The organism is Acidovorax sp. Leaf73 (assembly GCF_916855635.1).
GTDB lineage: Bacteria > Pseudomonadota > Gammaproteobacteria > Burkholderiales > Burkholderiaceae_C > Acidovorax > Acidovorax facilis.
The window spans coordinates 520,300-541,989 of the sequence record NZ_CAKASI010000004.1; the positions used below are offsets into that span (position 1 = coordinate 520,300).

A 21,690-nucleotide genomic window follows, 5' to 3' on the forward strand; every position below is an offset into this window, starting at 1 on the left:
CCTGGCAACCTTTCTACAGCCTGCGGGCGGCCTTGAATCCGAACACCCAGGCCAGCAGGTTGGCTGGAAACTGGGCAATGGCAGCGTTGTAGTGCAACACCGCTTCGTTGAAAACACGCATCGCTTGGTCGTTCTGCAGAACATGCTCGTCCCACCGAACCTGCCACAGAGATGGGGACACGGGCGGCGCGTCCGCAGCGGCGGTAGCCACAGACGTCTGCGCCCGGGTCCCTTGCCCACTGTTGTGTGTGGCCTTCTGCCAGGACGCATGGAGCACCTCGCGCGCTGCCGCCAAGGCGGCCACCGCGTCTGGCTGCAAGGGACGCGCCCGCGCCATGGCCAAGGATGCGCTCAACTGGGTGGTGGCGCCTTGCAGTGCCGCCATCTCTGGCTCCGTGCCACCTGCCGATGGGGCCTGCTGTACGGCTTGCGCCGCACCATACTCACCCATCAAAGACAGCTGGCGCACCATGTGAGCGTCAAAGCTGCCAAACGCCTGCACAACGGCCGAGCGCAGCCGCATCAGGCGGTTGTAGGCGCCCAGCGCCCAAAAAGCGGCAATGGCAAAAACAATCCAGAAAAGGGGCGATGACCACATGCACAGTTGCCGTCCTCGCGTGCACCACGCGTTACGGCCCGATAAGGAAATGAGGGAGAAAGGCGAAGACTACGAAAGATCGAAGTGCGGGTTCCAGAAAAAAGCTCCCGGCCTGCCAGGGACAGGACGGGAGCTTTTCAGAGGCGGCCCGAAGGCTTAGTCAGCGGCTGCGTCGGTCGCGGTGGAGGTGCTGCCCTCGACTTCCGTTGCTTCACCCTGGGCTTCCATCTCGGCGGCTTCGGCTTCGGCAATGGCACGGCGCTCAGCGTCGTCCATGGCGTCCTTGGCCTTGCGTGCCTGGTGGTAGGCCATGCCGGTACCGGCCGGGATCAGGCGACCCACGATCACGTTTTCCTTCAGGCCACGCAGCTCGTCGCGCTTGCCCATGATGGCAGCCTCGGTGAGCACGCGGGTCGTTTCCTGGAAGGAAGCGGCCGAGATGAACGAGTCGGTCGACAGCGAAGCCTTGGTGATACCCAGCAGCAGGTTGCTGTAGGTCGCGGGGATCTTGCCTTCGGCCTGCAACGCATCGTTGGTGTTGAGGATCTCGGAACGCTCGATCTGTTCACCGGCGATGTAGTTGGACTCGCCAACGTTCTCGACCACGACGCGGCGCAGCATCTGGCGAACGATCACCTCGATGTGCTTGTCGTTGATCTTCACACCCTGCAAGCGGTACACATCCTGCACTTCATCAACGATGTAGCGCGACAGCTCTTCGATACCCAGCAAACGCAAGATGTCTTGTGGGTCGGCCGGGCCGTCCACAATCGATTCGCCCTTGTTCACCACCTGGCCTTCGTGCACCAGGATGTTCTTTTCCTTGGGCACGAGTTCTTCGAACACATGGCCTTCAGGGTCGGTGATCTGCAGGCGGACCTTGCCCTTGGTTTCCTTGCCGAACGACACGGTACCGGTCATCTCGGCCAGCGTTCCCTTGTCCTTCGGCGTACGGGCTTCAAACAGCTCGGCCACACGGGGCAGACCGCCGGTGATGTCGCGGGTCTTTTGACCTTCGACCGGAATACGCGCCAGCACTTCGCCGGGGCCCACATCCTGGCCGTCGCGCACCTGGATCAGAGCGCCGACCTGGAAGCCGATGGTCACCGAGTGGTCGGTGCCAGGGATCTTCACTTCGTTGCCCTGGGCGTCGATCAGCTTAACCTGCGGACGCACGACCTTGGCAGCACCACGGCGCTTCGGATCGATCACCACCAGCGTGGACAGGCCGGTCACTTCGTCGACCTGCTTGGCCACCGTGAGACCTTCTTCGACGTTCTCGAACTTGGTCTGACCGGCGAACTCGGTGATGATGGGGCGCGTCAGCGGATCCCAGTTGGCGAGGATAGTGCCAGCCTTGATGGTCTGGTCGGCCTTGACCGTCAGCGTTGCACCGTAAGGCACCTTGTGGCGTTCGCGCTCGCGGCCATGCTCGTCGTGGATGATGATTTCACCCGAACGCGCAATCACCACCAGCTCACCCTTGGTGTTGCTCACGTAGCGCATCGTGGCGTTGAAGCCGATCACGCCGTTGGACTTGGCTTCCACGCTCGATGCGATGGCAGCGCGCGATGCGGCACCACCGATGTGGAACGTGCGCATGGTCAGCTGCGTGCCGGGTTCACCGATAGACTGGGCAGCAATCACACCCACGGCTTCGCCGAGGTTGATCAGGCCGCCACGGCCCAAGTCGCGGCCATAGCACTTGGCGCACAGGCCGTAGCGGGTTTCGCAGGTCAGTGCCGTGCGAACCTTCACTTCGTCCACGCCAGCCGCTTCGAGTTCTTCGATGAGGTCTTCGTCGAGCATGACACCCGCTGAGACCAGCACCGAGCGGTTCTCGGGGTGCAGCACGTCTTCAGCCGCCGTGCGGCCCAGAATACGGTCGCGCAGCGATTCGATCACTTCACCGCCTTCGACGATGGCGCGCATCAGCGAACCATTGGAAGTGCCGCAATCTTCTTCGGTCACCACAAGATCCTGCGTCACGTCCACCAGACGGCGGGTCAGGTAACCCGAGTTGGCGGTCTTCAGCGCCGTGTCGGCCAGACCCTTACGGGCACCGTGGGTGGAGATGAAGTACTCCAGCACGTTCAGACCTTCGCGGAAGTTCGCGGTGATAGGCGTTTCGATGATCGAGCCGTCTGGCTTGGCCATCAGACCCCGCATACCGGCCACCTGACGAATCTGGGCTGCAGAACCGCGAGCGCCAGAGTCGGCCATCATGTAGATGGAGTTGAAGGACTCCTGGTCCACTTCCTTGCCGTGGCGGTCCATGACCTTCTGCTTGGACAGCTGGGCCATCATCACCTTGGACACTTCGTCGCCGGCCTTGCCCCAGATGTCCACCACCTTGTTGTAGCGCTCGCCAGAGGTGACCAGACCGGACACATACTGCTGTTCGATCTCCTTCACTTCCTTCTCGGAACGCTCGATGATGCCGGCCTTTTGTGGCGGCACCAGCATGTCATCAATGGCGATCGAGATGCCGGCGCGCGTGGCCAGACGGAAGCCGTTTTGCAGCAGCTTGTCGGCGAACACGACCGTTTCCTTCAGACCGCACTTGCGGAACGAGACGTTGATCAGGCGCGAGATTTCCTTCTTCTTGAGCGCCTTGTTCATGTTGGAGAACGGCAGGCCCTTGGGAAGAATCTCTGACAGCAGCGCACGGCCGGCCGTGGTTTCCACGAGCGAGGTGGACGGAACGAATTCGCCCGTTTCCTTGTTCTTGGTCCACTCGGTCATGCGCACCGTGATCTTGGCGGCCAGTTCGACCTCGCCAGCGTCCAGAGCACGTTGCACTTCACCGGTATCGGCAAACACCAGGCCTTCACCCTTGCCGTTGATGCGATCGCGGGTGGCGTAGTACAAGCCCAGCACCACGTCCTGCGAAGGAACGATGGAGGGTTCGCCCGACGCAGGGAACAGCACGTTGTTGGAGGCCAGCATCAGCGTGCGGGCTTCCATCTGCGCTTCCACCGACAGCGGGACGTGGACAGCCATCTGGTCACCGTCGAAGTCAGCGTTGAAAGCCGCGCAAACGAGGGGGTGCAGCTGAATGGCCTTGCCTTCGATCAGGATGGGCTCAAAGGCCTGGATACCCAAACGGTGCAGCGTAGGCGCACGGTTCAGCATCACGGGGTGCTCTTTGATCACCTCTTCCAGGATGTCCCACACCACGGGGGTGCCGGATTCGACTTCCTTCTTGGCGGCCTTGATCGTCGTCGCGATGCCCATGGCTTCGAGGCGCGAGAAGATGAAAGGCTTGAACAGTTCCAGCGCCATCAGCTTGGGCAGGCCGCACTGGTGCAGCTTGAGCGTTGGGCCCACGGTAATCACGGAACGACCGGAGTAGTCCACGCGCTTGCCCAGCAAGTTCTGGCGGAAACGACCCGACTTGCCCTTGATCATGTCGGCCAGCGACTTCAGAGCACGCTTGTTGGCGCCCGTCATGGCCTTGCCACGGCGGCCGTTGTCCAGCAGCGAGTCAACAGCTTCCTGCAGCATCCGCTTTTCGTTGCGGGCGATGATTTCAGGGGCCTTCAGCTCCAGCAGGCGGCGCAGACGCGAGTTGCGGTTGATGACGCGGCGGTACAGGTCGTTCAGGTCGGAGGTCGCAAAGCGGCCGCCGTCCAGCGGCACCAGCGGACGCAGGTCCGGTGGCAGCACGGGCAGCACTTCGAGCACCATCCACTCGGGCTTGATGCCCGACTTCTTGAACGCTTCCAGCACCTTCAGGCGCTTGGCGTTCTTCTTGACCTTGACTTCAGAGCCGGTGAGGTCGCCACGCAGGCGCTCAATCGACATGTCGATGTCGATGGATTCCAGCAAGTCCTTGATACCCTCAGCGCCCATCTTGGCGATGAATTCGTCGCCGTATTCCTTGCGCTTGGCGTCGTAGTCGTCCTCGGACATGATGCTGAACTTCTTCAGCGGCGTCATGCCAGGGTCGGTCACCACATAGGCTTCAAAGTACAGCACGCGCTCAATGTCGCGCAGCGTCATGTCCAGCACCAGGCCCAGACGCGAAGGCAGCGACTTCAGGAACCAGATGTGGGCGCACGGTGCGGCCAGGTCGATGTGACCCATGCGTTCGCGACGCACCTTGGTCTGCGTGACTTCAACACCGCACTTCTCGCAGATCACGCCGCGGTGCTTGAGGCGCTTGTACTTGCCGCACAGGCATTCGTAGTCCTTGATGGGACCAAAAATCTTGGCGCAGAACAGGCCGTCGCGCTCGGGCTTGAACGTGCGGTAGTTGATGGTTTCGGGCTTCTTCACTTCGCCGAAAGACCACGAACGGATCTTTTCGGGAGAAGCCATGCCGATGCGGATGGCATCGAAATGCTCGTCCGGCGTGAATTGCTTGAACAGGTCGAGTAGCGATTTCATAGTGACTCTTTCCTTTTCTGCTTAGGAGCGTTCCAGCTCGATGTCCAGGCCCAGCGAACGGATTTCCTTGACCAGCACGTTGAACGATTCCGGCATGCCGGCTTCGATGGCGTGTTCGCCCTTGACAATGGATTCGTACACCTTGGTACGGCCCACCACGTCGTCGGACTTCACGGTCAGCATTTCCTGCAGGACGTAGGCGGCGCCGTAAGCTTCCAGCGCCCACACTTCCATTTCCCCGAAACGCTGGCCACCAAACTGCGCCTTACCACCCAGCGGCTGCTGCGTGACGAGCGAGTAAGGACCGGTCGAGCGGGCATGCATCTTGTCGTCCACCAAATGGTGCAGCTTCAGGTAGTGCATGTAACCAATGGTGGTCGGACGCTCGAAGCGCTCGCCCGTACGGCCATCGAACAGGTACGCCTGCGTGCGGGTGGGCGTGAGGCCCTTGCGCTCTGCAATGTCGTCTGGGTAGGCGATCTTGAGCATGTCCTTGATTTCTTCTTCCGAAGCACCATCGAACACGGGCGTCGCATAAGGCACACCATTGGTCAGGTTGGCAGCCATGGCCATCACGTCGTCATCGCTGAGCAGCGACAGGTCTTCCGTGCGGCCGCGCGAGTTGTACACCTCTTCGAGGAACTTGCGCATGTCGGCGGCCTTGGCCTGTTCCTGCAGCATGTTGCCGATGCGTTGGCCAATGCCCTTGCCGGCCCAGCCCAGGTGGACTTCCAGCACCTGACCAATGTTCATCCGCGAGGGCACGCCCAGCGGGTTCAGAACGATATCGGCAGGTGTGCCGTCGGCCATGTAAGGCATGTCTTCGACCGGAACGATCTTGGAGACCACACCCTTGTTACCGTGGCGGCCGGCCATCTTGTCACCTGGCTGCAGACGGCGCTTGACGGCCAAGTACACCTTGACCATCTTCAGCACGCCAGCTGGCAACTCGTCGCCTTGCGTGAGCTTCTTGCGCTTTTCTTCAAAAGCCAGGTCGAAGCTGTGGCGCGTCTGCTCCAGCGCGTTCTTGATGGACTCGAGTTGCGTAGCTACTTCGTCTTCAGCCGGGCGGATGTCGAACCAGTGGAACTTCTCGACGGAAGACAGGTAGGCCTTGTCGATCTTCGTGCCCTTGGCCAACTTCTGCGGGCCGCCGTTAGCCACACGGCCGTTGAGCAGCTTCTCGATACGGTCGAAGGCGTCAGCCTCCACGATGCGCAGCTGGTCGTTCAGGTCCAGGCGGAAGCGCTTGAGTTCATCGTCGATGATCTGCTGGGCGCGCTTGTCGCGCTGGATGCCTTCGCGGGTGAAGACCTGCACGTCGATCACGGTGCCCGACGAGCCTTGGTCCACGCGCAGCGAGGTATCCTTCACGTCGGAAGCCTTCTCGCCGAAGATGGCGCGCAGCAGCTTCTCTTCAGGCGTGAGCGTCGTTTCGCCCTTGGGCGTGACCTTGCCCACCAGCGTATCGCCGGGTTGCACTTCGGCGCCCACGTAGATGATGCCGGACTCGTCCAGGCGGTTCAGTTGCTGCTCGGACAGGTTCGGAATGTCGCGCGTGATTTCTTCGGCGCCCAGCTTCGTGTCGCGCGCCATGACCACGAGTTCCTCGATGTGGATCGAGGTATAGCGGTCTTCGGCCACCACGCGTTCGGAGATCAGGATCGAGTCTTCGAAGTTGTAGCCGTTCCAAGGCATGAACGCGATCAGCATGTTCTGGCCGATGGCGATTTCGCCGAAGTCCGTCGATGCGCCGTCGGCGATCACGTCACCCTTGACCAGCATGTCGCCCTTCTTGACGATGGGGCGCTGGTGGATATTGGTGTTCTGGTTGGAACGCTGGTACTTGATGAGGTTGTAGATGTCCACACCCACCTCGCCGGCCACGGCTTCGGCATCGTTGACGCGGATCACGATACGTGTCGCATCCACATAGTCCACCACACCGCCACGGGTCGCCGTCACGACGGTGCCCGAGTCCACGGCAGCCACGCGCTCGATGCCCGTGCCCACCAGCGGCTTTTCAGGACGCAGCACTGGCACGGCCTGGCGCGACATGTTGGCGCCCATCAGCGCGCGGTTCGCATCATCGTGTTCCAGGAAGGGCACCAGCGAAGCCGCGACCGACACGATCTGCGCGGGCGACACGTCCATGTACTGCACGCGGTCTGCACCACACAGAATGGATTCACCCTTCTCACGGGCAGACACCAGATCACCCGTCAAACGGCCATCCTTGTCGAGCACTGCATTCGCCTGCGCGATCACGTACTTGCCTTCTTCGATGGCGGAGAGGTAGTCGATCTCGTTCGTGACCTTGCCATCCACCACGCGACGGTAAGGGGTTTCGATGAAACCGTACTCGTTCAGCCGAGCGTACAGAGCCAGCGAGTTGATCAGGCCGATGTTAGGGCCTTCAGGCGTTTCGATAGGGCAGACGCGGCCGTAATGGGTTACGTGCACGTCGCGCACTTCGAAGCCTGCGCGTTCGCGGGTCAGACCACCCGGGCCCAGGGCGGAAACACGGCGCTTGTGCGTGATTTCGGCGAGCGGATTGGTCTGGTCCATGAACTGCGACAGCTGCGACGCGCCGAAGAATTCCTTCAACGCCGCCGAGATCGGCTTGCTGTTGATCAGGTCGTGGGGCATGAGCGGCTCTTGCTCGGCCTGGCCCAGACGCTCCTTCACGGCCTTTTCGATACGTGCCAGGCCCGTGCGGTACTGGTTTTCGGCCAGTTCGCCCACGCAGCGCACGCGCCGGTTGCCCAGGTGATCGATGTCATCGACTTCGCCGTTGCCGTTGCGCAGGTCGACCAGGATCTTGACCACGGCTAGGATGTCCTCGTTGGACAGCACCATGGGGCCGGTGGATTCGTCGCGGCCGATCTTGGCGTTGAACTTCATCCGGCCCACGCGCGACAGATCGTACGTGTCGGGGTTGTAGAACAGACGCTGGAACAGGGCCTGCACGGCGTCTTCCGTTGGCGGCTCGCCGGGACGCATCATGCGGTAGATGGCCACGCGTGCAGCAAATTCGTCCACCGTTTCGTCGATGCGCAGGGTCTGCGACATGTACGCCCCCTGGTCGAGTTCATTGGTGTAGATGCACTGTACGTCTTGCACACCAGCGCTGCGCAGCTTCTTGAGCAGCGCTTCGGTCAGCTCGTCATTGGCCTTGGCGATGATCTCACCAGTGTCCGCATCCACAATGTTGCGGGCCACGACACGACCTATCAGGAAGTCTTCGGGCACGCTAATGTGCGTCGTGCCAGACTGTTCCAGTTCGCGGGTGTGGCGAGCCGTCACGCGCTTGTCCTTGGCCACTACGACCTTGCCGGACTTGTCGGTGATGTCAAAACGGGCCACTTCACCACGCAGACGCTCGGACACAAATTCCATTTGTGCACCGCTGTCCATCAAGCGGAAGTTATCGTTGACGAAGAAGTTCGCCAGGATAGATTCTGGATTCAGGCCGATGGCCTTGAGCAGGATCGTGACCGGCATCTTGCGGCGACGGTCCACGCGGAAGTACAGGATGTCCTTGGGGTCGAACTCGAAGTCGAGCCAAGAGCCACGGTAAGGAATGATGCGTGCAGAGAACAGCAGCTTGCCCGAGCTGTGGGTCTTGCCCTTGTCATGCTCGAAAAACACACCCGGCGAACGGTGCAGCTGCGACACGATCACACGCTCGGTGCCGTTGATGATGAACGAGCCCTTGTCGGTCATCAGGGGCACTTCACCCATGTAGACCTCTTGCTCCTTCACTTCCTTGACCACCTTGGACTGCGACGTCGAGGACTCGCGGTCATAGATGATCAGTTGCACCTTGGCGCGCACAGCCGAGGCGAAAGTCAGACCACGGGTCTGGCACTCGCGCACATCAAAAGCCGGCTTGGCCAGGTTGTATTCAATGAACTTCATCTCCACAAAACCGTTGTGGGAGACGATAGGAAAGGCAGCGTCGAATGCAGCCTGAAGGCCTTCGATGGTTCTTTTCTGGGGTGCTTTATCAGCCTGCAAGAAAGCGGTGTAGGCGTCCTTCTGCATCTGCAGCAGATAAGGAACTTCGAGCACGCTATCGCGGGTGCCGAAACTTTTGCGAATTCGCTTGCGTTCGGTGTAGGAATAGGCCATGAGATCTCCGGGCAAAGACATGAGTCCTGGGTCTTCGACGACTGACCCGCAAGGAGCGCTGTCCTTACGGGCTTGGCGGTTGGCCACTACCAACCATGGCGGACGGTGATGCGTTGCACATCACCCGAACCAAGGCGTCTTCTGCTGTCGGGGTTGTCAGAAGACACTCGAAAACCAGCGTTTGTACGGCGGCTTTCGGGTGCGCTCTGAAAGCACCAAAGGCTGGAGGCCCTTTGAGGAGCACTCCAGCCCTTGAGCAAGACCGAATTACTTGAGTTCGGCCTTGGCGCCGGCTTCCACCAGCTTCTTGACGGCTGCTTCGGCGTCGGCCTTGGCAATGCCTTCCTTGACGTTCTTGGGAGCGCCGTCCACCAGGTCCTTGGCTTCCTTGAGGCCCAGGCCGGTGATTTCGCGCACTGCCTTGATGACGGACACCTTGTTGGCGCCAGCTTCGGTCAGCACCACGTTGAATTCCGTCTTTTCTTCAGCAGCAGCAGCGCCAGCGCCACCACCAGCGGCAGCAGGAGCAGCCATGGCTGCAGCGCTCACGCCAAACTTCTCTTCAATGGCCTTCACCAGGTCATTGAGTTCCAGAACCGTCATGCTGTCCAGCGCGGTCAAAAATGCGTCTTTATCGAATGCCATTTTGATTTCCTAACAATTGTGTTGGTTGTCTGCCGGGCTATCAAGCCGCAACAGGTTCGGCGGCCGGTGCGGCTGCGCCTTCGCCTTTTTTCGCCGCCAGTGCGCCCAGCACAACGGCCGTACGCGACATGGGGGACATAAGCAAGCCACAAATCTGAGCCAGCAGAACTTCCTTGGAAGGAATGTTGGCCAGTTGCTTAACGCCGTTCACGTCCAGGGCCTTACCACCGAAAGCGCCACCGCGAATCACCAGCTTGTCGTTGGTTTTCGCAAAGTCAGCCACCACTTTCGCGGCAGCCACGGCGTCTTCGGAGAAGCCATAGATCAGAGGACCGGTCATCTGGTCAGCCACCACGTCAAACGCGCTGCCAGCCACAGCACGGCGGGCCAAAGTGTTCTTCAGAACACTCAGGTTCACGCCCTTGCTGCGAGCTTCCACACGCAGTTTGGTCATGTCGGCGACCGTGATGCCACGGTATTCCGCGATCACAAGCGTTTGAGCTTTAGCGGCGAGGCTGGTCACTTCACTGATGACCGCTTCTTTCTCACTGCGATTAAGACTCAAGGTCTACTCCTTAAATTGTGCATTCAGGCTTGCGCCCTCGTACACGCTCTTGTTGCAGCGACCAACTGTTTCGGAATGAATTCCATCTGCAGCGGGATCGCCATCTGCGTTGGCCCCGGAGGGATTAAGTGCAAGGCTGCACACCAACGGTCTTGGATGGCCTGGAGATGGTTGTTAGACCACCCCAGCCCACCACATCAGGCCCTTGCAGGCCCGAAGATTTTTTACCGCAATTACGCTGCGATGGATTGCGTATCCACGCGGACGCCAACGCCCATCGTGGAGGACACAGCGACCTTGCGCAGGTACAGACCCTTGCTCGAAGCAGGCTTGGCCTTGTTCAGAGCGTCGATCAGTGCAGCCAGGTTACCTTGCAGCTTTTCATTGTCGAACGAGCGGCGGCCAATAGTGCTGTGCACGATACCGGCCTTGTCCACACGGAACTGCACCTGACCAGCCTTGGCGTTCTTCACAGCCGTAGCCACGTCGGGAGTAACCGTGCCCACCTTGGGGTTTGGCATCAGGCCACGTGGGCCAAGGATCTGACCCAGGGTACCCACAACGCGCATGGCGTCAGGAGCAGCGATCACCACGTCGAAGGGCATGTCACCAGCCTTCACCATGGCAGCCAGGTCATCCATGCCAACGATGTCAGCGCCAGCAGCCTTGGCTTCTTCCGCCTTGGCACCTTGCGCGAAGACGGCCACACGGGTCGTCTTGCCAGTACCGTTGGGCAACACTACAGCGCCACGCACCACCTGGTCGGACTTCTTGGCATCAATGCCCAGTTGAACAGCCACGTCGATGGATTCATCGAACTTAGCAGTAGCAGCTTCCTTCACCAGAACCACGGCATCTGCAAAGGCGTACAGCTTGGTGCTGTCAACCTTACCCTGCAGGGCCTTTTGCTTTTTTGTCAACTTGGCCATTTACAAACCCTCCACCGTCACGCCCATCGAGCGAGCGGAACCAGCCAGCGTACGGACAGCAGCGTCAACATTCGCAGCATTCATGTCCTTCATCTTGGTCTTGGCGATTTCTTCGAGCTGTTCGCGCGTGATCTTGCCAACCTTGGTCTTCAGCGGATTGGAAGAACCCTTTTCGAGCTTGATAGCCTTCTTGATCAGAGTCGTCGCAGGCGGCGTCTTGATGATGAAGGTAAAGCTCTTGTCCGCGAACGCCGTGATGACCACGGGCAGTGGCAGACCTGGCTCCACACCTTGGGTCTGCGCATTGAATGCCTTGCAGAACTCCATGATGTTGAGACCACGCTGACCCAGTGCTGGGCCGATGGGTGGGGATGGATTGGCCTTACCAGCTGGAACTTGCAGCTTGATAAAACCGACGATTTTTTTCGCCATGTTTTACTCCTTACGGGTCATAACGCTGTTGTCGCACCACGCAACAACTGGCTCCCCGGGGTTAACGACTCGCTATCACGATGTTCGCACCGAGTCGAAAAGTGCGGCATCCAACTGCTTACCCTGGCCTTGCCAGGGAGAACTTAGGTGTTATCCGAAAGACCTATGTCTTTTCGACCTGCCCAAACTCCAGCTCGACGGGCGTGGAGCGACCAAAAATCATCACGGAGACCCGCACGCGGCTCTTTTCGTAATTGACCTCTTCAACCGAACCATTGAAGTCGGTGAAGGGACCTTCTTTGACACGTACAAGTTCGCCGACCATGAATTCGATCTTGTGGCGAGGCTTGTCTGTGCCTTCCTGCATCTGACTGACGATTTTCTGGACTTCCTCTTCAGAAATCGGCGCAGGGCGATTTTTCGCCCCCCCTACAAACCCCGTCACCTTGTTGGTGTGCTTCACCAGATGCCAAGTGTCATCGTCCATCACCATCTCGACGAACACATAGCCAGGAAACAAGCGACGCTCTGTCGTCTTGCGCTGGCCGTTCTTCATTTCGACCACTTCCTCGGTCGGCACAAGAATGCGACCAAACTTGTCCTGCATACCCGAGCGACCAATCCGCTCCTGAATATTGCGCTCCACAGCCTTTTCCATGCCCGAGTAGGCATGAACAATGTACCAACGCAGATCGGGATTTGCCGAAGCAGAAGCGCCTGCAGGAGCTTCTGCTCCAGTGATTTCCGCAGCGGTTGTCATGACTTTCTCCAGCCCAAAATCAAGTCGTACAAGACCCATTCCAGCGTCTTGTCAGTGAACCACAGGAAAAGGGCCATGATCACCACAAAGGCGAATACGTAGGCCGTCATCTGCAGGGTTTCCTTGCGGGTGGGCCAAACGACCTTCTTCACCTCGCGCCAAGCGTCTTTGGCAAAGGCAACGAACTGGCGACCGGACTCCGACACCAAGAACACGCCAGCAGCAGCAGCCAACCCAACAATTAGCGCAGCCCACTGCACCACAGCGCCTTGTTTTCCCAACAAATAGAAGCCTGCAACCGAAGCGATGACCAGAGCCACCACCGCAGCGAGCTTGGCCTTGTCTGCGCCTGTATTGACTGTTTCAACCTGTGAAGTGGCCATCTTTGAGTATTTCCTGCTTCCGATGCACGGCATCACTTAAGACACCGAAGCCCGCCAGGGTCTGGCGGGCTTGTTTTGGGCCACATTCAAGTGGCAGGGGCAGTAGGAATCGAACCTACAACCTTCGGTTTTGGAGACCGACGCTCTGCCAATTGAGCTATACCCCTGTATACCTTGCTAATTAAGCAATGATCTTGGCCACGACGCCAGCGCCCACGGTACGGCCGCCTTCGCGGATAGCGAAGCGCAGACCTTCTTCCATGGCGATGGGGTTGATCAGCTTCACAGTGATCGACACGTTGTCACCAGGCATGACCATTTCCTTGTCGGCTGGCAGCTCGATGGCGCCGGTCACGTCGGTCGTGCGGAAGTAGAACTGAGGGCGGTAGTTGTTGAAGAAGGGCGTGTGACGGCCGCCTTCGTCCTTGCTCAGAACATACACTTCAGCGGTGAAGTGAGTGTGGGGCTTGATCGAGCCGGGCTTGCACAGCACTTGGCCGCGCTCCACGTCTTCGCGCTTGGTGCCGCGCAGCAGCAGGCCGACGTTGTCGCCAGCTTGACCTTGGTCCAGCAGCTTGCGGAACATTTCCACGCCGGTGCAGATGGTCTTTTGCGTGTCGCGGATACCGACGATTTCGATTTCTTCGCCGACCTTGATGATGCCGCGCTCAACGCGACCGGTCACCACGGTGCCACGGCCGGAGATGGAGAACACGTCTTCCACGGGCATCAGGAAGGCACCGTCCACAGCGCGCTCTGGCGTGGGGATGTAGGTGTCCAGCGCTTCAGCCAGCTTCATGATGGCTTCTTCACCCAGCTTGCCCTTGTCGCCTTCCAGGGCGAGCTTGGCAGAACCACGGATGATGGGGGTGTCGTCGCCTGGGAAGTCGTACTTGTCCAGGAGTTCGCGCACTTCCATTTCGACGAGTTCGAGCAGTTCTTCGTCGTCCACCATGTCGCACTTGTTCAGGAACACGATGATGTAAGGCACGCCCACTTGGCGAGCCAGCAGGATGTGCTCGCGGGTCTGGGGCATGGGGCCGTCAGCAGCCGAGCACACCAGGATAGCGCCGTCCATCTGGGCTGCGCCGGTGATCATGTTCTTCACATAGTCGGCGTGGCCAGGGCAGTCCACGTGGGCGTAGTGGCGGTTGGCCGTTTCGTATTCCACGTGGGCGGTGTTGATCGTGATACCGCGGGCCTTTTCTTCGGGCGCTGCATCGATCTGGTCGTATGCCTTGGCTTCGCCGCCGAACTTGGCAGACAGCACGGTAGCGATGGCCGCCGTCAGCGTCGTCTTGCCATGGTCCACGTGGCCGATTGTGCCCACGTTGACGTGAGGCTTGGTGCGCTCGAACTTACCTTTTGCCATTTTTCCGACTCCGAAAAAAATCTATACCAATACAACTGGATCTCGGCGCAACCAGAATCGGACGCACCTGAAAGTGGTGCCCATGGCGGGAATCGGACCCGCGACCTCTCCCTTACCAAGGGAGTGCTCTACCACTGAGCCACATGGGCAACTTGACACCGCTCGCGCGACATCAAAATCTCTAACTCAACAAACCAGCACAACAAGCAATGGAGCGGGAGACGGGAATCGAACCCGCGTCATTAGCTTGGAAGGCTAGGGTTCTACCATTGAACTACTCCCGCATCGACCAACAGTCTCTGCGCGCCCAGCCCCGCAAACAACGGGACCAAGCACCAACCTCATCACTTCTATTCACTGGTGGAGGGGACTGGATTCGAACCAGTGTAGGCGTAAGCCAACAGATTTACAGTCTGCCCCCTTTAGCCACTCGGGCACCCCTCCGGAGAATTTCGAATTATAGCACCAGTTTTTTGCAGTCCAGAGAAATTCATAAGGCCAAGCCAACACGCCAAGTTCATGACAGGAAGCAAAGCTATACAAATCCATGGTGCGGCTGGCGGGGATCGAACCCACGACCCTTGGCTTCGGAGGCCAATACTCTATCCACTGAGCTACAGCCGCACGACCGAAATGGCACAGCTTCGCATTATCGCACGCCACCACACGTCGAAGGAATCAATCACAACCGACTCCCGTACGACGACGAAATGGATGGCACATCAGGAAGGAAGACTACAAACCTCGGCACCCGAGGACACCGGCAGCGAGAGCCCCAGCCCCAACAAAAAGGCATCGGTACAGGCACCACCAACACCCACAAGATCAAAACCACCCTCGCTCAGGATCCAGTTTCGAATCAAGCCATCGAACAGGGCATGCAAACCAATCGCCGCCTCGATCGGAGCCATCGGCAAGACAACCCCCTGGTGCTGCGCCCCCAACGCGAAATCACGCGCCAGCTGCTGTGTAAAACCCTCCGACGCAGCCACATGGCGGTCACGCACCCCCACAAGCTCACTCACATACTCTACTTTGTAGAGCGCAATCTCAAAAACCCTGCGCGTTCGCTCATCAGAGGCAACGCCGCGCAGCACGAGCGCCATCACCGCGCGCAATCGCTGCACAGGGTCTGGACAGGTGCTGCTCTCAAACTCCCCGTAGCCTTGCTCCAGCGGAAGTGTCACCCGATCCATCATGGCATTGAAAAGATCCACCTTGTCCTTGAAGTGCCAGTAGATCGCTCCCCGCGTAGCCCCCGCAGCCTGCGCAATATCACTCAGCGAAGCGCGTGAGACCCCCTTCTCTCGAAAAACCTGCTCCGCCGCATCAATCAAGCCGTTGCGCGTGGCAACCGCATCTTCCTTGGTTCGACGCGCCATTGGTATTTGTCTCCTCGTTCTACACACTACGTACCCACACGATCCACAAAGGCATCAGCCGTCACAATTATACATTCATGTCTGTATGTATAATCGCGCACTTATTTTGTCGGGCTCTGGCCTGGTCGGGCCCTCGACAAGCGGCCCATCCCCTACAACCCGATTCCTTGACGCCCATCAAAAAGGACTCCCATGCTGCGTGATGCATCTGCAACTCCCTCCTTTAGCGCCTTTCCCACCCGCAGGGCTGTCTCTCTGGTTGCCTTGACAGCAACAACACTGTTTCTCGCCTCTTGTGGCAAGACGGATGGCCAAGCACCCGCTGGAGGGCCGCAAATGCCACCTGTTGAGGTGGGTGTGGTGACGGCAACGCCTGGCGATGTCGGCTTGATCACCGAATTGCCGGGCCGTGTGGAGGCCTCGCGGGTTGCACAAGTACGTGCTCGCGCCGCAGGCATCCTGCAGCAGCGCCTTTTCAAGGAAGGCAGTGATGTGAAGGCAGGGCAGTCGCTGTTCCGCATTGACCCCGCCCCCTACGCAGCCGCATCGGAAAGCGCGCGCGCTGGCCTGGCCAAGGCCCAGGCCAACCTCGCACAGGCCAGTGCTCAAGTGGAACGCTACCGCCCGCTGGTGAGTGCCAACGCCATCAGCAAACAGGATTTTGTGAATGCCGAAGCTGCCGAAAAGCAGGCACAGGCAGATGTGGCCACCGCCCGGGCTGCTGTACGCACGGCAGACATCAACCTGGGTTATGCCAGTGTGACCTCGCCCATCTCGGGCCGTATCGGCCGGGCTCTGGTTACCGAAGGTGCGCTCGTGGGACAAGGCGAAGCAACCCCCCTGGCGGTGGTGCAGCAGATCGACCCCGTGTACGTGAACTTCACCCAGTCAGCGGGCGACGTCTTTCAGTTGCGACGGGCCATGGAAAGTGGACAGTTCAAGCGTGCTGGCAGCGCAGAGGCCGCCAGTGTCAAACTCGTGATGGGCGATGGTTCGGAGTACGCCCAGACAGGAAAGCTGCTGTTCACCGACCTGTCGGTGGACGCCACCACGGGCCAGGTCACGCTGCGCGCCGAGGTGCCCAACCCCAAGGGCGAGCTGCTGCCCGGCCTGTACCTGCGCGTGCGCATTGAGCAAGCCCAGGCCAGCAATGCCATCACCCTGCCTCAGCAGGCTGTCACGCGCACCCAGCAGGGCGACACCGTGAGCGTGGTGGGCGAAGACGGCAAGGTGTCCCAGCGCACCATCAAGGTCAGCGCCGCACAAAACAACCGGTGGGTGGTTCTTGAGGGGCTGAAGGCCGGAGAAAAGATCATGGTGGACGGTTTCCAGAAGCTGCAGATGCTGCCTCCCGGCACGCCCGTAAAACCCGTCCCGTGGCAAGCTCCGGGGGCGCCTTCGGCACAGGCCGCCACACCTGCTGCATCGGCCGCTTCGGCCGCTTCGGCATCGAAGCCATAAGGGGCATTCCAGCATGGCCAAGTTCTTTATCGACCGCCCCATCTTTGCATGGGTGATTGCCTTGTTCATCATGGTGATGGGCGGGGTGGCGATCACGCAGTTGCCGATCGCCCAGTATCCCCCTGTCGCGCCGCCGTCCATCGTCATCAACGCGGCCTACCCCGGCGCCTCCGCGCAAACCCTCGAAGACAGCGTGCTGTCGGTGATTGAACGCGAGATGAACGGCTCACCCGGGCTGATCTACATGGAGTCGGTCGCGCAGGCCGATGGCTCCGGCAGCATCACCCTGAGCTTCCAGCCCGGCACCAACGCCGACCTGGCGCAGGTCGATGTGCAGAACCGGCTCTCGCGAGCCACGCCACGCCTGCCCTCGGCCGTGACCCAGCAAGGCGTGCGCGTGGACAAGTCGCGCTCCAACTTCCTGCTGTTCACCATGCTCTCGTCCACCAATCCGGCCACGGACACGGTGGCGCTGGGCGACTACGCATCGCGCAACGTGGTGCCCGAACTGCAGCGCCTGAAAGGCATTGGCCAAGCCCAGCTGTTCGGTACCGAGCGTGCCATGCGCATCTGGATCGACCCGGCCAAGATGGTGAGCTTCAACCTCTCGGCGGCCGAGATCACAGCCGCCATCCGTGCGCAGAACGCGCAGGTAGCCAGCGGCACCATCGGCGACCTGCCCAATGTGGCGGGCCAGGGCATCGCGGCCACCGTGGTGGTCAACGGACAGCTCTCCAGCGTGGAGCAGTTCGGCAACATCGTGCTGCGCGCCAATACCGATGGCTCCACGGTCCGCATCAAGGACGTGGCGCGTGTCGAGCTGGGCGGACAGGCCTATGCCACGGCTGCACGCCTGAACGGCAAGCCCGCCGTAGGCATCGGCGTCCAACTGTCTCCCAGCGGCAATGCCCTCGAAGCCGCCAAGGCCGTGCGCACCAAGATGGATGAACTCTCGCGCTACTTCCCCGAAGGCATGAGCTGGAGCATCCCCTACGACAGCTCGCGCTTCGTGGACATCTCCATCACCCAGGTGGCCAAGACACTGCTGGAAGCCGTGGCGCTGGTGTTCCTTGTGATGTTCCTGTTCTTGCAGAACTGGCGCTACACCATCATCCCGACCATCGTGGTGCCCATCGCACTGCTGGGTACGTTCGCCACACTGCTGGCGCTGGGTTTCTCGATCAATGTGCTGACCATGTTCGGCATGGTGCTGGTCATCGGCATCGTGGTGGACGATGCCATCGTGGTGGTGGAGAACGTCGAGCGCATCATGAGCGAGGAGGGTCTTTCGCCACTGGAGGCCACCCGCAAGGCCATGCGCCAGATCTCGGGCGCCATCATCGGCGTGACCGTGGTGCTGATCTCGGTGTTCGTACCTTTGGCCTTCTTTGCCGGGTCCACAGGCAACATCTACCGCCAGTTCTCGGCGGTGATGGTGGCATCCATCGCTTTCTCGGCCTTCATGGCGCTGTCGCTCACACCGGCACTGTGCGCGACGCTGCTCAAGCCCGTAGAAGCCGGCCACCACCATGAAAAAAGCGGCTTTTTCGGCTGGTTCAACCGCAGCTTCTCACGCACGGCCAAGGGGTACGAAGGCTTTGTTGCGCGCATGCTCAAGCGGGCCGCGCGCTACCTTGTCATTTACGCCGCCATCATCGGCGCCGTGACCGTGGTGTACATGCGCTTGCCCACCTCGTTCCTGCCCAGCGAAGACCAGGGCAACATCATCGTCAATGTGCAACTGCCCCCCGGTGCGACACAGGAACGCACGCTGGCCGTGATGCAACAGGTTGAGGAATTCATCCTCAAGCAGCCCGAAGTTCAAAGCATGGTGGGTGTGCTGGGTTTCAGCTTTTCCGGCCAGGGCCAGAATGCGGCCCTCGCCTTTGTGACCCTGAAGGACTGGAGCGAGCGCCACGGCCCGGGTCAGTCTGCGCAAGACGTGGCCAACCGCGCTTTTGGCGGGCTGATGGGCATCCGCGACGCGTTCATCTTCCCGCTGAGCCCTCCTCCCATTCCCGAACTGGGCAACGCCAGCGGCTTCACATTCCGCCTGCAGGACCGAGGAGGCGCCGGGCACGAGGCATTGGTAAAGGCACGCAATCAGCTGCTGGGCATGGCCTCGCAAAGCAAGGTGCTGACCCAGGTGCGCCCGGATGGACTGGAAGACGCACCCCAGCTGCAGATCGATATCGACCGCGACAAGGCCAATGCGCTGGGTGTGCCGTTTGATGCGATCAACTCGGCACTGTCCACGGCACTGGGTTCGAGCTATGTGAACGACTTCCCGAACCAGGGCCGCCTGCAGCGTGTGGTGGTGCAAGCCGATGCGCCTGCACGCATGCAGCCGGACGATCTGCTGAAGATCAACGCCGCCAACAGCCAGGGCAAACCTGTGCCACTTTCCGCATTTGCCACAACGCGCTGGGTCAACGGCGCACAGCAGACGGTGCGCTACAACGGTTATCCCGCCATGCGCATCTCGGGCGCACCGGCCCCTGGTTTCAGCACGGGCGCAGCGATGGCAGAGATGGAAAAACTCGCCGGCCAGTTGCCTGCAGGCTTCGGCTTCGAATGGACCGGCCAGTCGCGCGAGGAAAAGCTGGCGGGCTCCCAGTCGCTGATCCTCTACAGCTTTGCCATCCTGGCCGTGTTCTTGTGCCTGGCCGCGTTGTATGAGAGCTGGTCGATTCCGCTGGCCGTGATTCTCGTGGTGCCGCTGGGGGTGCTGGGTGTGCTGCTGGCCACCCTGCTGCGCGGCTATGCCAATGACGTGTACTTCCAGGTGGGGCTGATCACCATCATCGGGCTGTCAGCCAAGAACGCGATTTTGATCATCGAATTTGCGAAGGACCTGCAAGCCCAGGGCAAGAGCGTGATCGAGTCGGCACTGGCGGCGGCCCACCTGCGGTTCCGCCCCATCGTTATGACGTCGATGGCCTTTGGCCTCGGGGTGTTGCCGCTGGCCATTGCGTCGGGGGCCGGCTCGGCCAGCCAGCGCGCCATCGGCACCGGCGTGCTGGGCGGGATGATCACCGGCACGGTGCTGGCCGTGTTCTTCGTGCCCGTGTTCTTCGTAGTGGTGCGCAGTCTGTTCAAGGGCAGCGCGCGCCAGCAGGAGATGAACCGCCGCCACGCAGAAGAAGCAGGAGTTGGAACCCATGACTAATCACCCCCGCACTACCGCCATCGCCCTGGCAACGGCCCTGCTTCTGGCCGGCTGTTCGTTCATACCCACGTACGAGCGCCCTGCAGCGCCAGTGCCGGCCACCTATGCCACCACGGACGCGGCAGCCCCAGGCACTGCAACTGCCGCGCCCTGGCAAGATTATTTTGCCGAGCCCCGGCTGCGCCAGCTCATCGAGGTGGCCCTGGCCAACAACCGCGACCTGCGCGTGGCCGTGCTCAACATCGAGCAGGCCCGCGCCACATTCCAGGTGCGCAGGGCCGACCTGTACCCCGGCGTGGGCCTGGCCGCCAACGCGAGCCGCGCGCCCGCCGCAGGGTCCGGCGATCTGACCAACTCGTTCAGCGTGGGCCTGGCCGTTTCGGCCTGGGAGATCGACTTCTTTGGCCGCATTGCAAGCCTCAAGGAACAGGCCCTTGCCCAGTACCTCTCCACCGAAGAAGGCCGCAACGCCGCACAGGTCAGCCTCGTGGCTGCCGTAGCCAACGGCTGGTTGAACCTTCTGGCCGATGAAGAACTGCTGGACCTGTCGCGCCAGACCCTCGCCTCGCGCGAGGAGTCCATCCGATTGACCAAGATGCGCCTCGATGCAGGCGTGGCCTCGGAGCTGGACTTTCGCCAGGCCGAGTCACTGACCCAGGCGGCGCGGGCCACGCTAGCCCAGCAGCAGCGCCAGCGCGCGCTCGACGAAAACGCCCTGGCGTTGCTGTTGGGACAAGCCCTGCCCGATGACATTCGTGCCAGCCTTACAGGCAGCAGACTGGCAGCCGCCCCCGCCATGGCACAGCTGCCGGCGGGGCTCCCATCCGAACTACTGACCCGCCGCCCCGACATCCGCCAGGCGGAGCTGCAGCTGATTGCTGCCAATGCCAACATTGGCGCCGCCAGGGCCGCGTTCTTCCCGCGCATCTCGCTCACAGCGCAGGCAGGCACCGCCAGCGGCGAGCTGTCGGGCCTGTTCAAGAGCGGCTCGTGGGGGTTCACGATTGCACCCTCCCTGCTGCTGCCCATCTTTGATGCAGGGCGCAACCAGGCCAACCTGGAAAGCGCCCAAGCGGGCCGCAGCATCGCCGTCGCGCAATACGAAAAAGCCATCCAGACGGCCTTTCGCGAAGTGTCGGACGCGCTGGCCGGCCAGGCCACGCTGGGCGAGCAGGCGCAGGCGCAACAGCTGCAGGCGCAGGCCGAGGCCGCCCGGCTGCAACTGTCTGATCTGCGCTACCGCAATGGCGTGTCGAGTTACCTGGACCTGCTGGACGCCCAGCGCTCGCTGTTCACGGCGCAACAGGCTGTGGTGCAGGTGAAACTTGCCCAATTGCAAAACCAGGTGGCTCTGTACAAGGCCCTGGGCGGCGGTGCACCCGAGGCGACAGCAGGCAACCCCTCCTGACGAAGGCGGCGGCCAGCTTGGCGCGGCCCCCATGGTTTTCGGGCGCGTGCCAGGCTCAGG

14 protein-coding genes and 5 tRNA genes are annotated in these 21,690 nt (G+C 60.8%); 3 read left to right on the top strand and 16 right to left on the bottom strand.

Features of this window, described 5'->3' with window-relative positions; all coding sequences use genetic code 11:
• Positions 1-13: 13 nt before the first annotated feature.
• The 16 genes from LPA35_RS15630 to LPA35_RS15705 form a co-directional block, all read right to left on the bottom strand.
• Positions 14-598, bottom strand: a complete 585-nt coding sequence (locus tag LPA35_RS15630) for a LemA family protein (RefSeq protein WP_228897607.1) — start codon at positions 596-598, stop codon at positions 14-16.
• Positions 599-754: 156 nt separating this feature from the next.
• Entirely contained in the window at positions 755-4,990 is a 4,236-nt protein-coding gene (gene rpoC / locus LPA35_RS15635) for a DNA-directed RNA polymerase subunit beta' (RefSeq protein ID WP_055398513.1), read from the bottom strand.
• 21 nt (positions 4,991-5,011) lie between these two features.
• Entirely contained in the window at positions 5,012-9,124 is a 4,113-nt protein-coding gene (gene rpoB / locus LPA35_RS15640; protein WP_055398512.1) for a DNA-directed RNA polymerase subunit beta, read from the bottom strand.
• 267 nt (positions 9,125-9,391) lie between these two features.
• Entirely contained in the window at positions 9,392-9,769 is a 378-nt protein-coding gene (rplL, locus tag LPA35_RS15645; protein WP_008907085.1) for a 50S ribosomal protein L7/L12, read from the bottom strand.
• Between the two features lie 40 nt (positions 9,770-9,809).
• On the bottom strand, positions 9,810-10,334 hold the full coding sequence (rplJ, locus tag LPA35_RS15650) for a 50S ribosomal protein L10 (protein WP_055398511.1): 525 nt from the start codon (positions 10,332-10,334) through the stop codon (positions 9,810-9,812).
• A 233-nt stretch (positions 10,335-10,567) separates the two neighbouring features.
• The gene (gene rplA / locus LPA35_RS15655; RefSeq protein ID WP_055398510.1) at positions 10,568-11,263 is read right to left on the bottom strand and encodes a 50S ribosomal protein L1; all 696 of its coding nucleotides are present in this window, start codon (positions 11,261-11,263) and stop codon (positions 10,568-10,570) included.
• Entirely contained in the window at positions 11,264-11,695 is a 432-nt protein-coding gene (gene rplK, locus LPA35_RS15660; RefSeq protein WP_010467238.1) for a 50S ribosomal protein L11, read from the bottom strand.
• Positions 11,696-11,858: 163 nt separating this feature from the next.
• Positions 11,859-12,455 carry a transcription termination/antitermination protein NusG gene (nusG, locus tag LPA35_RS15665; RefSeq protein WP_082437456.1) on the bottom strand — a complete coding sequence of 199 codons (597 nt, stop codon included), beginning with the start codon at positions 12,453-12,455 and terminating at the stop codon, positions 11,859-11,861.
• Positions 12,452-12,838: a preprotein translocase subunit SecE gene (gene secE, locus LPA35_RS15670; RefSeq protein ID WP_121422025.1), complete on the bottom strand. Its 387-nt coding sequence runs from the start codon at positions 12,836-12,838 to the stop codon at positions 12,452-12,454. The genes nusG and secE overlap by 4 nt, the downstream gene beginning before the upstream one ends.
• 91 nt (positions 12,839-12,929) lie before the next feature.
• A tRNA-Trp gene (locus LPA35_RS15675) sits at positions 12,930-13,005 on the bottom strand.
• 14 nt (positions 13,006-13,019) lie between these two features.
• A complete protein-coding gene (tuf, locus tag LPA35_RS15680) occupies positions 13,020-14,210 on the bottom strand; it encodes an elongation factor Tu (RefSeq protein ID WP_056642984.1) in 1,191 nt (396 codons plus the stop codon).
• A gap of 74 nt (positions 14,211-14,284) precedes the next feature.
• Positions 14,285-14,359 (bottom strand) — tRNA-Thr (locus LPA35_RS15685).
• Between the two features lie 61 nt (positions 14,360-14,420).
• Positions 14,421-14,494: transfer RNA gene (locus LPA35_RS15690), tRNA-Gly, on the bottom strand.
• A 74-nt stretch (positions 14,495-14,568) separates the two neighbouring features.
• Positions 14,569-14,654: transfer RNA gene (locus LPA35_RS15695), tRNA-Tyr, on the bottom strand.
• Between the two features lie 104 nt (positions 14,655-14,758).
• Positions 14,759-14,834: transfer RNA gene (locus LPA35_RS15700), tRNA-Arg, on the bottom strand.
• 98 nt (positions 14,835-14,932) lie between these two features.
• Entirely contained in the window at positions 14,933-15,592 is a 660-nt protein-coding gene (locus LPA35_RS15705) for a TetR family transcriptional regulator (protein ID WP_121507808.1), read from the bottom strand.
• 192 nt (positions 15,593-15,784) lie between these two features.
• Between LPA35_RS15705 and LPA35_RS15710 the strand changes: the two genes are divergently transcribed.
• Genes LPA35_RS15710 through LPA35_RS15720 form a run of 3 tightly spaced genes read left to right on the top strand, consistent with a single transcriptional unit; the run spans position 15,785 to position 21,630 of the window.
• Entirely contained in the window at positions 15,785-17,053 is a 1,269-nt protein-coding gene (locus tag LPA35_RS15710; protein ID WP_228897608.1) for an efflux RND transporter periplasmic adaptor subunit, read from the top strand.
• 13 nt (positions 17,054-17,066) lie between these two features.
• Entirely contained in the window at positions 17,067-20,222 is a 3,156-nt protein-coding gene (locus LPA35_RS15715) for an efflux RND transporter permease subunit (protein ID WP_228897609.1), read from the top strand.
• A complete protein-coding gene (locus tag LPA35_RS15720; protein WP_228897610.1) occupies positions 20,215-21,630 on the top strand; it encodes an efflux transporter outer membrane subunit in 1,416 nt (471 codons plus the stop codon). The genes LPA35_RS15715 and LPA35_RS15720 overlap by 8 nt, the downstream gene beginning before the upstream one ends.
• The last annotated feature ends 60 nt before the right edge of the window (positions 21,631-21,690 follow it).

Excerpts from the sequence above, each read along its gene's own strand:
- LPA35_RS15630 (WP_228897607.1), bottom strand. The coding sequence starts at position 598 with ATGTGGTCATCGCCCCTTTTCTGGATTGTTTTTGCCATTGCCGCTTTT.
- rpoC (WP_055398513.1), bottom strand. The coding sequence starts at position 4,990 with ATGAAATCGCTACTCGACCTGTTCAAGCAATTCACGCCGGACGAGCAT.
- rpoB (WP_055398512.1), bottom strand. The coding sequence starts at position 9,124 with ATGGCCTATTCCTACACCGAACGCAAGCGAATTCGCAAAAGTTTCGGC.
- rplL (WP_008907085.1), bottom strand. The coding sequence starts at position 9,769 with ATGGCATTCGATAAAGACGCATTTTTGACCGCGCTGGACAGCATGACG.
- rplA (WP_055398510.1), bottom strand. The coding sequence starts at position 11,263 with ATGGCCAAGTTGACAAAAAAGCAAAAGGCCCTGCAGGGTAAGGTTGAC.
- rplK (WP_010467238.1), bottom strand. The coding sequence starts at position 11,695 with ATGGCGAAAAAAATCGTCGGTTTTATCAAGCTGCAAGTTCCAGCTGGT.
- nusG (WP_082437456.1), bottom strand. The coding sequence starts at position 12,455 with ATGACAACCGCTGCGGAAATCACTGGAGCAGAAGCTCCTGCAGGCGCT.
- secE (WP_121422025.1), bottom strand. The coding sequence starts at position 12,838 with ATGGCCACTTCACAGGTTGAAACAGTCAATACAGGCGCAGACAAGGCC.
- tuf (WP_056642984.1), bottom strand. The coding sequence starts at position 14,210 with ATGGCAAAAGGTAAGTTCGAGCGCACCAAGCCTCACGTCAACGTGGGC.
- LPA35_RS15705 (WP_121507808.1), bottom strand. The coding sequence starts at position 15,592 with ATGGCGCGTCGAACCAAGGAAGATGCGGTTGCCACGCGCAACGGCTTG.
- LPA35_RS15710 (WP_228897608.1), top strand. The coding sequence starts at position 15,785 with ATGCTGCGTGATGCATCTGCAACTCCCTCCTTTAGCGCCTTTCCCACC.
- LPA35_RS15715 (WP_228897609.1), top strand. The coding sequence starts at position 17,067 with ATGGCCAAGTTCTTTATCGACCGCCCCATCTTTGCATGGGTGATTGCC.
- LPA35_RS15720 (WP_228897610.1), top strand. The coding sequence starts at position 20,215 with ATGACTAATCACCCCCGCACTACCGCCATCGCCCTGGCAACGGCCCTG.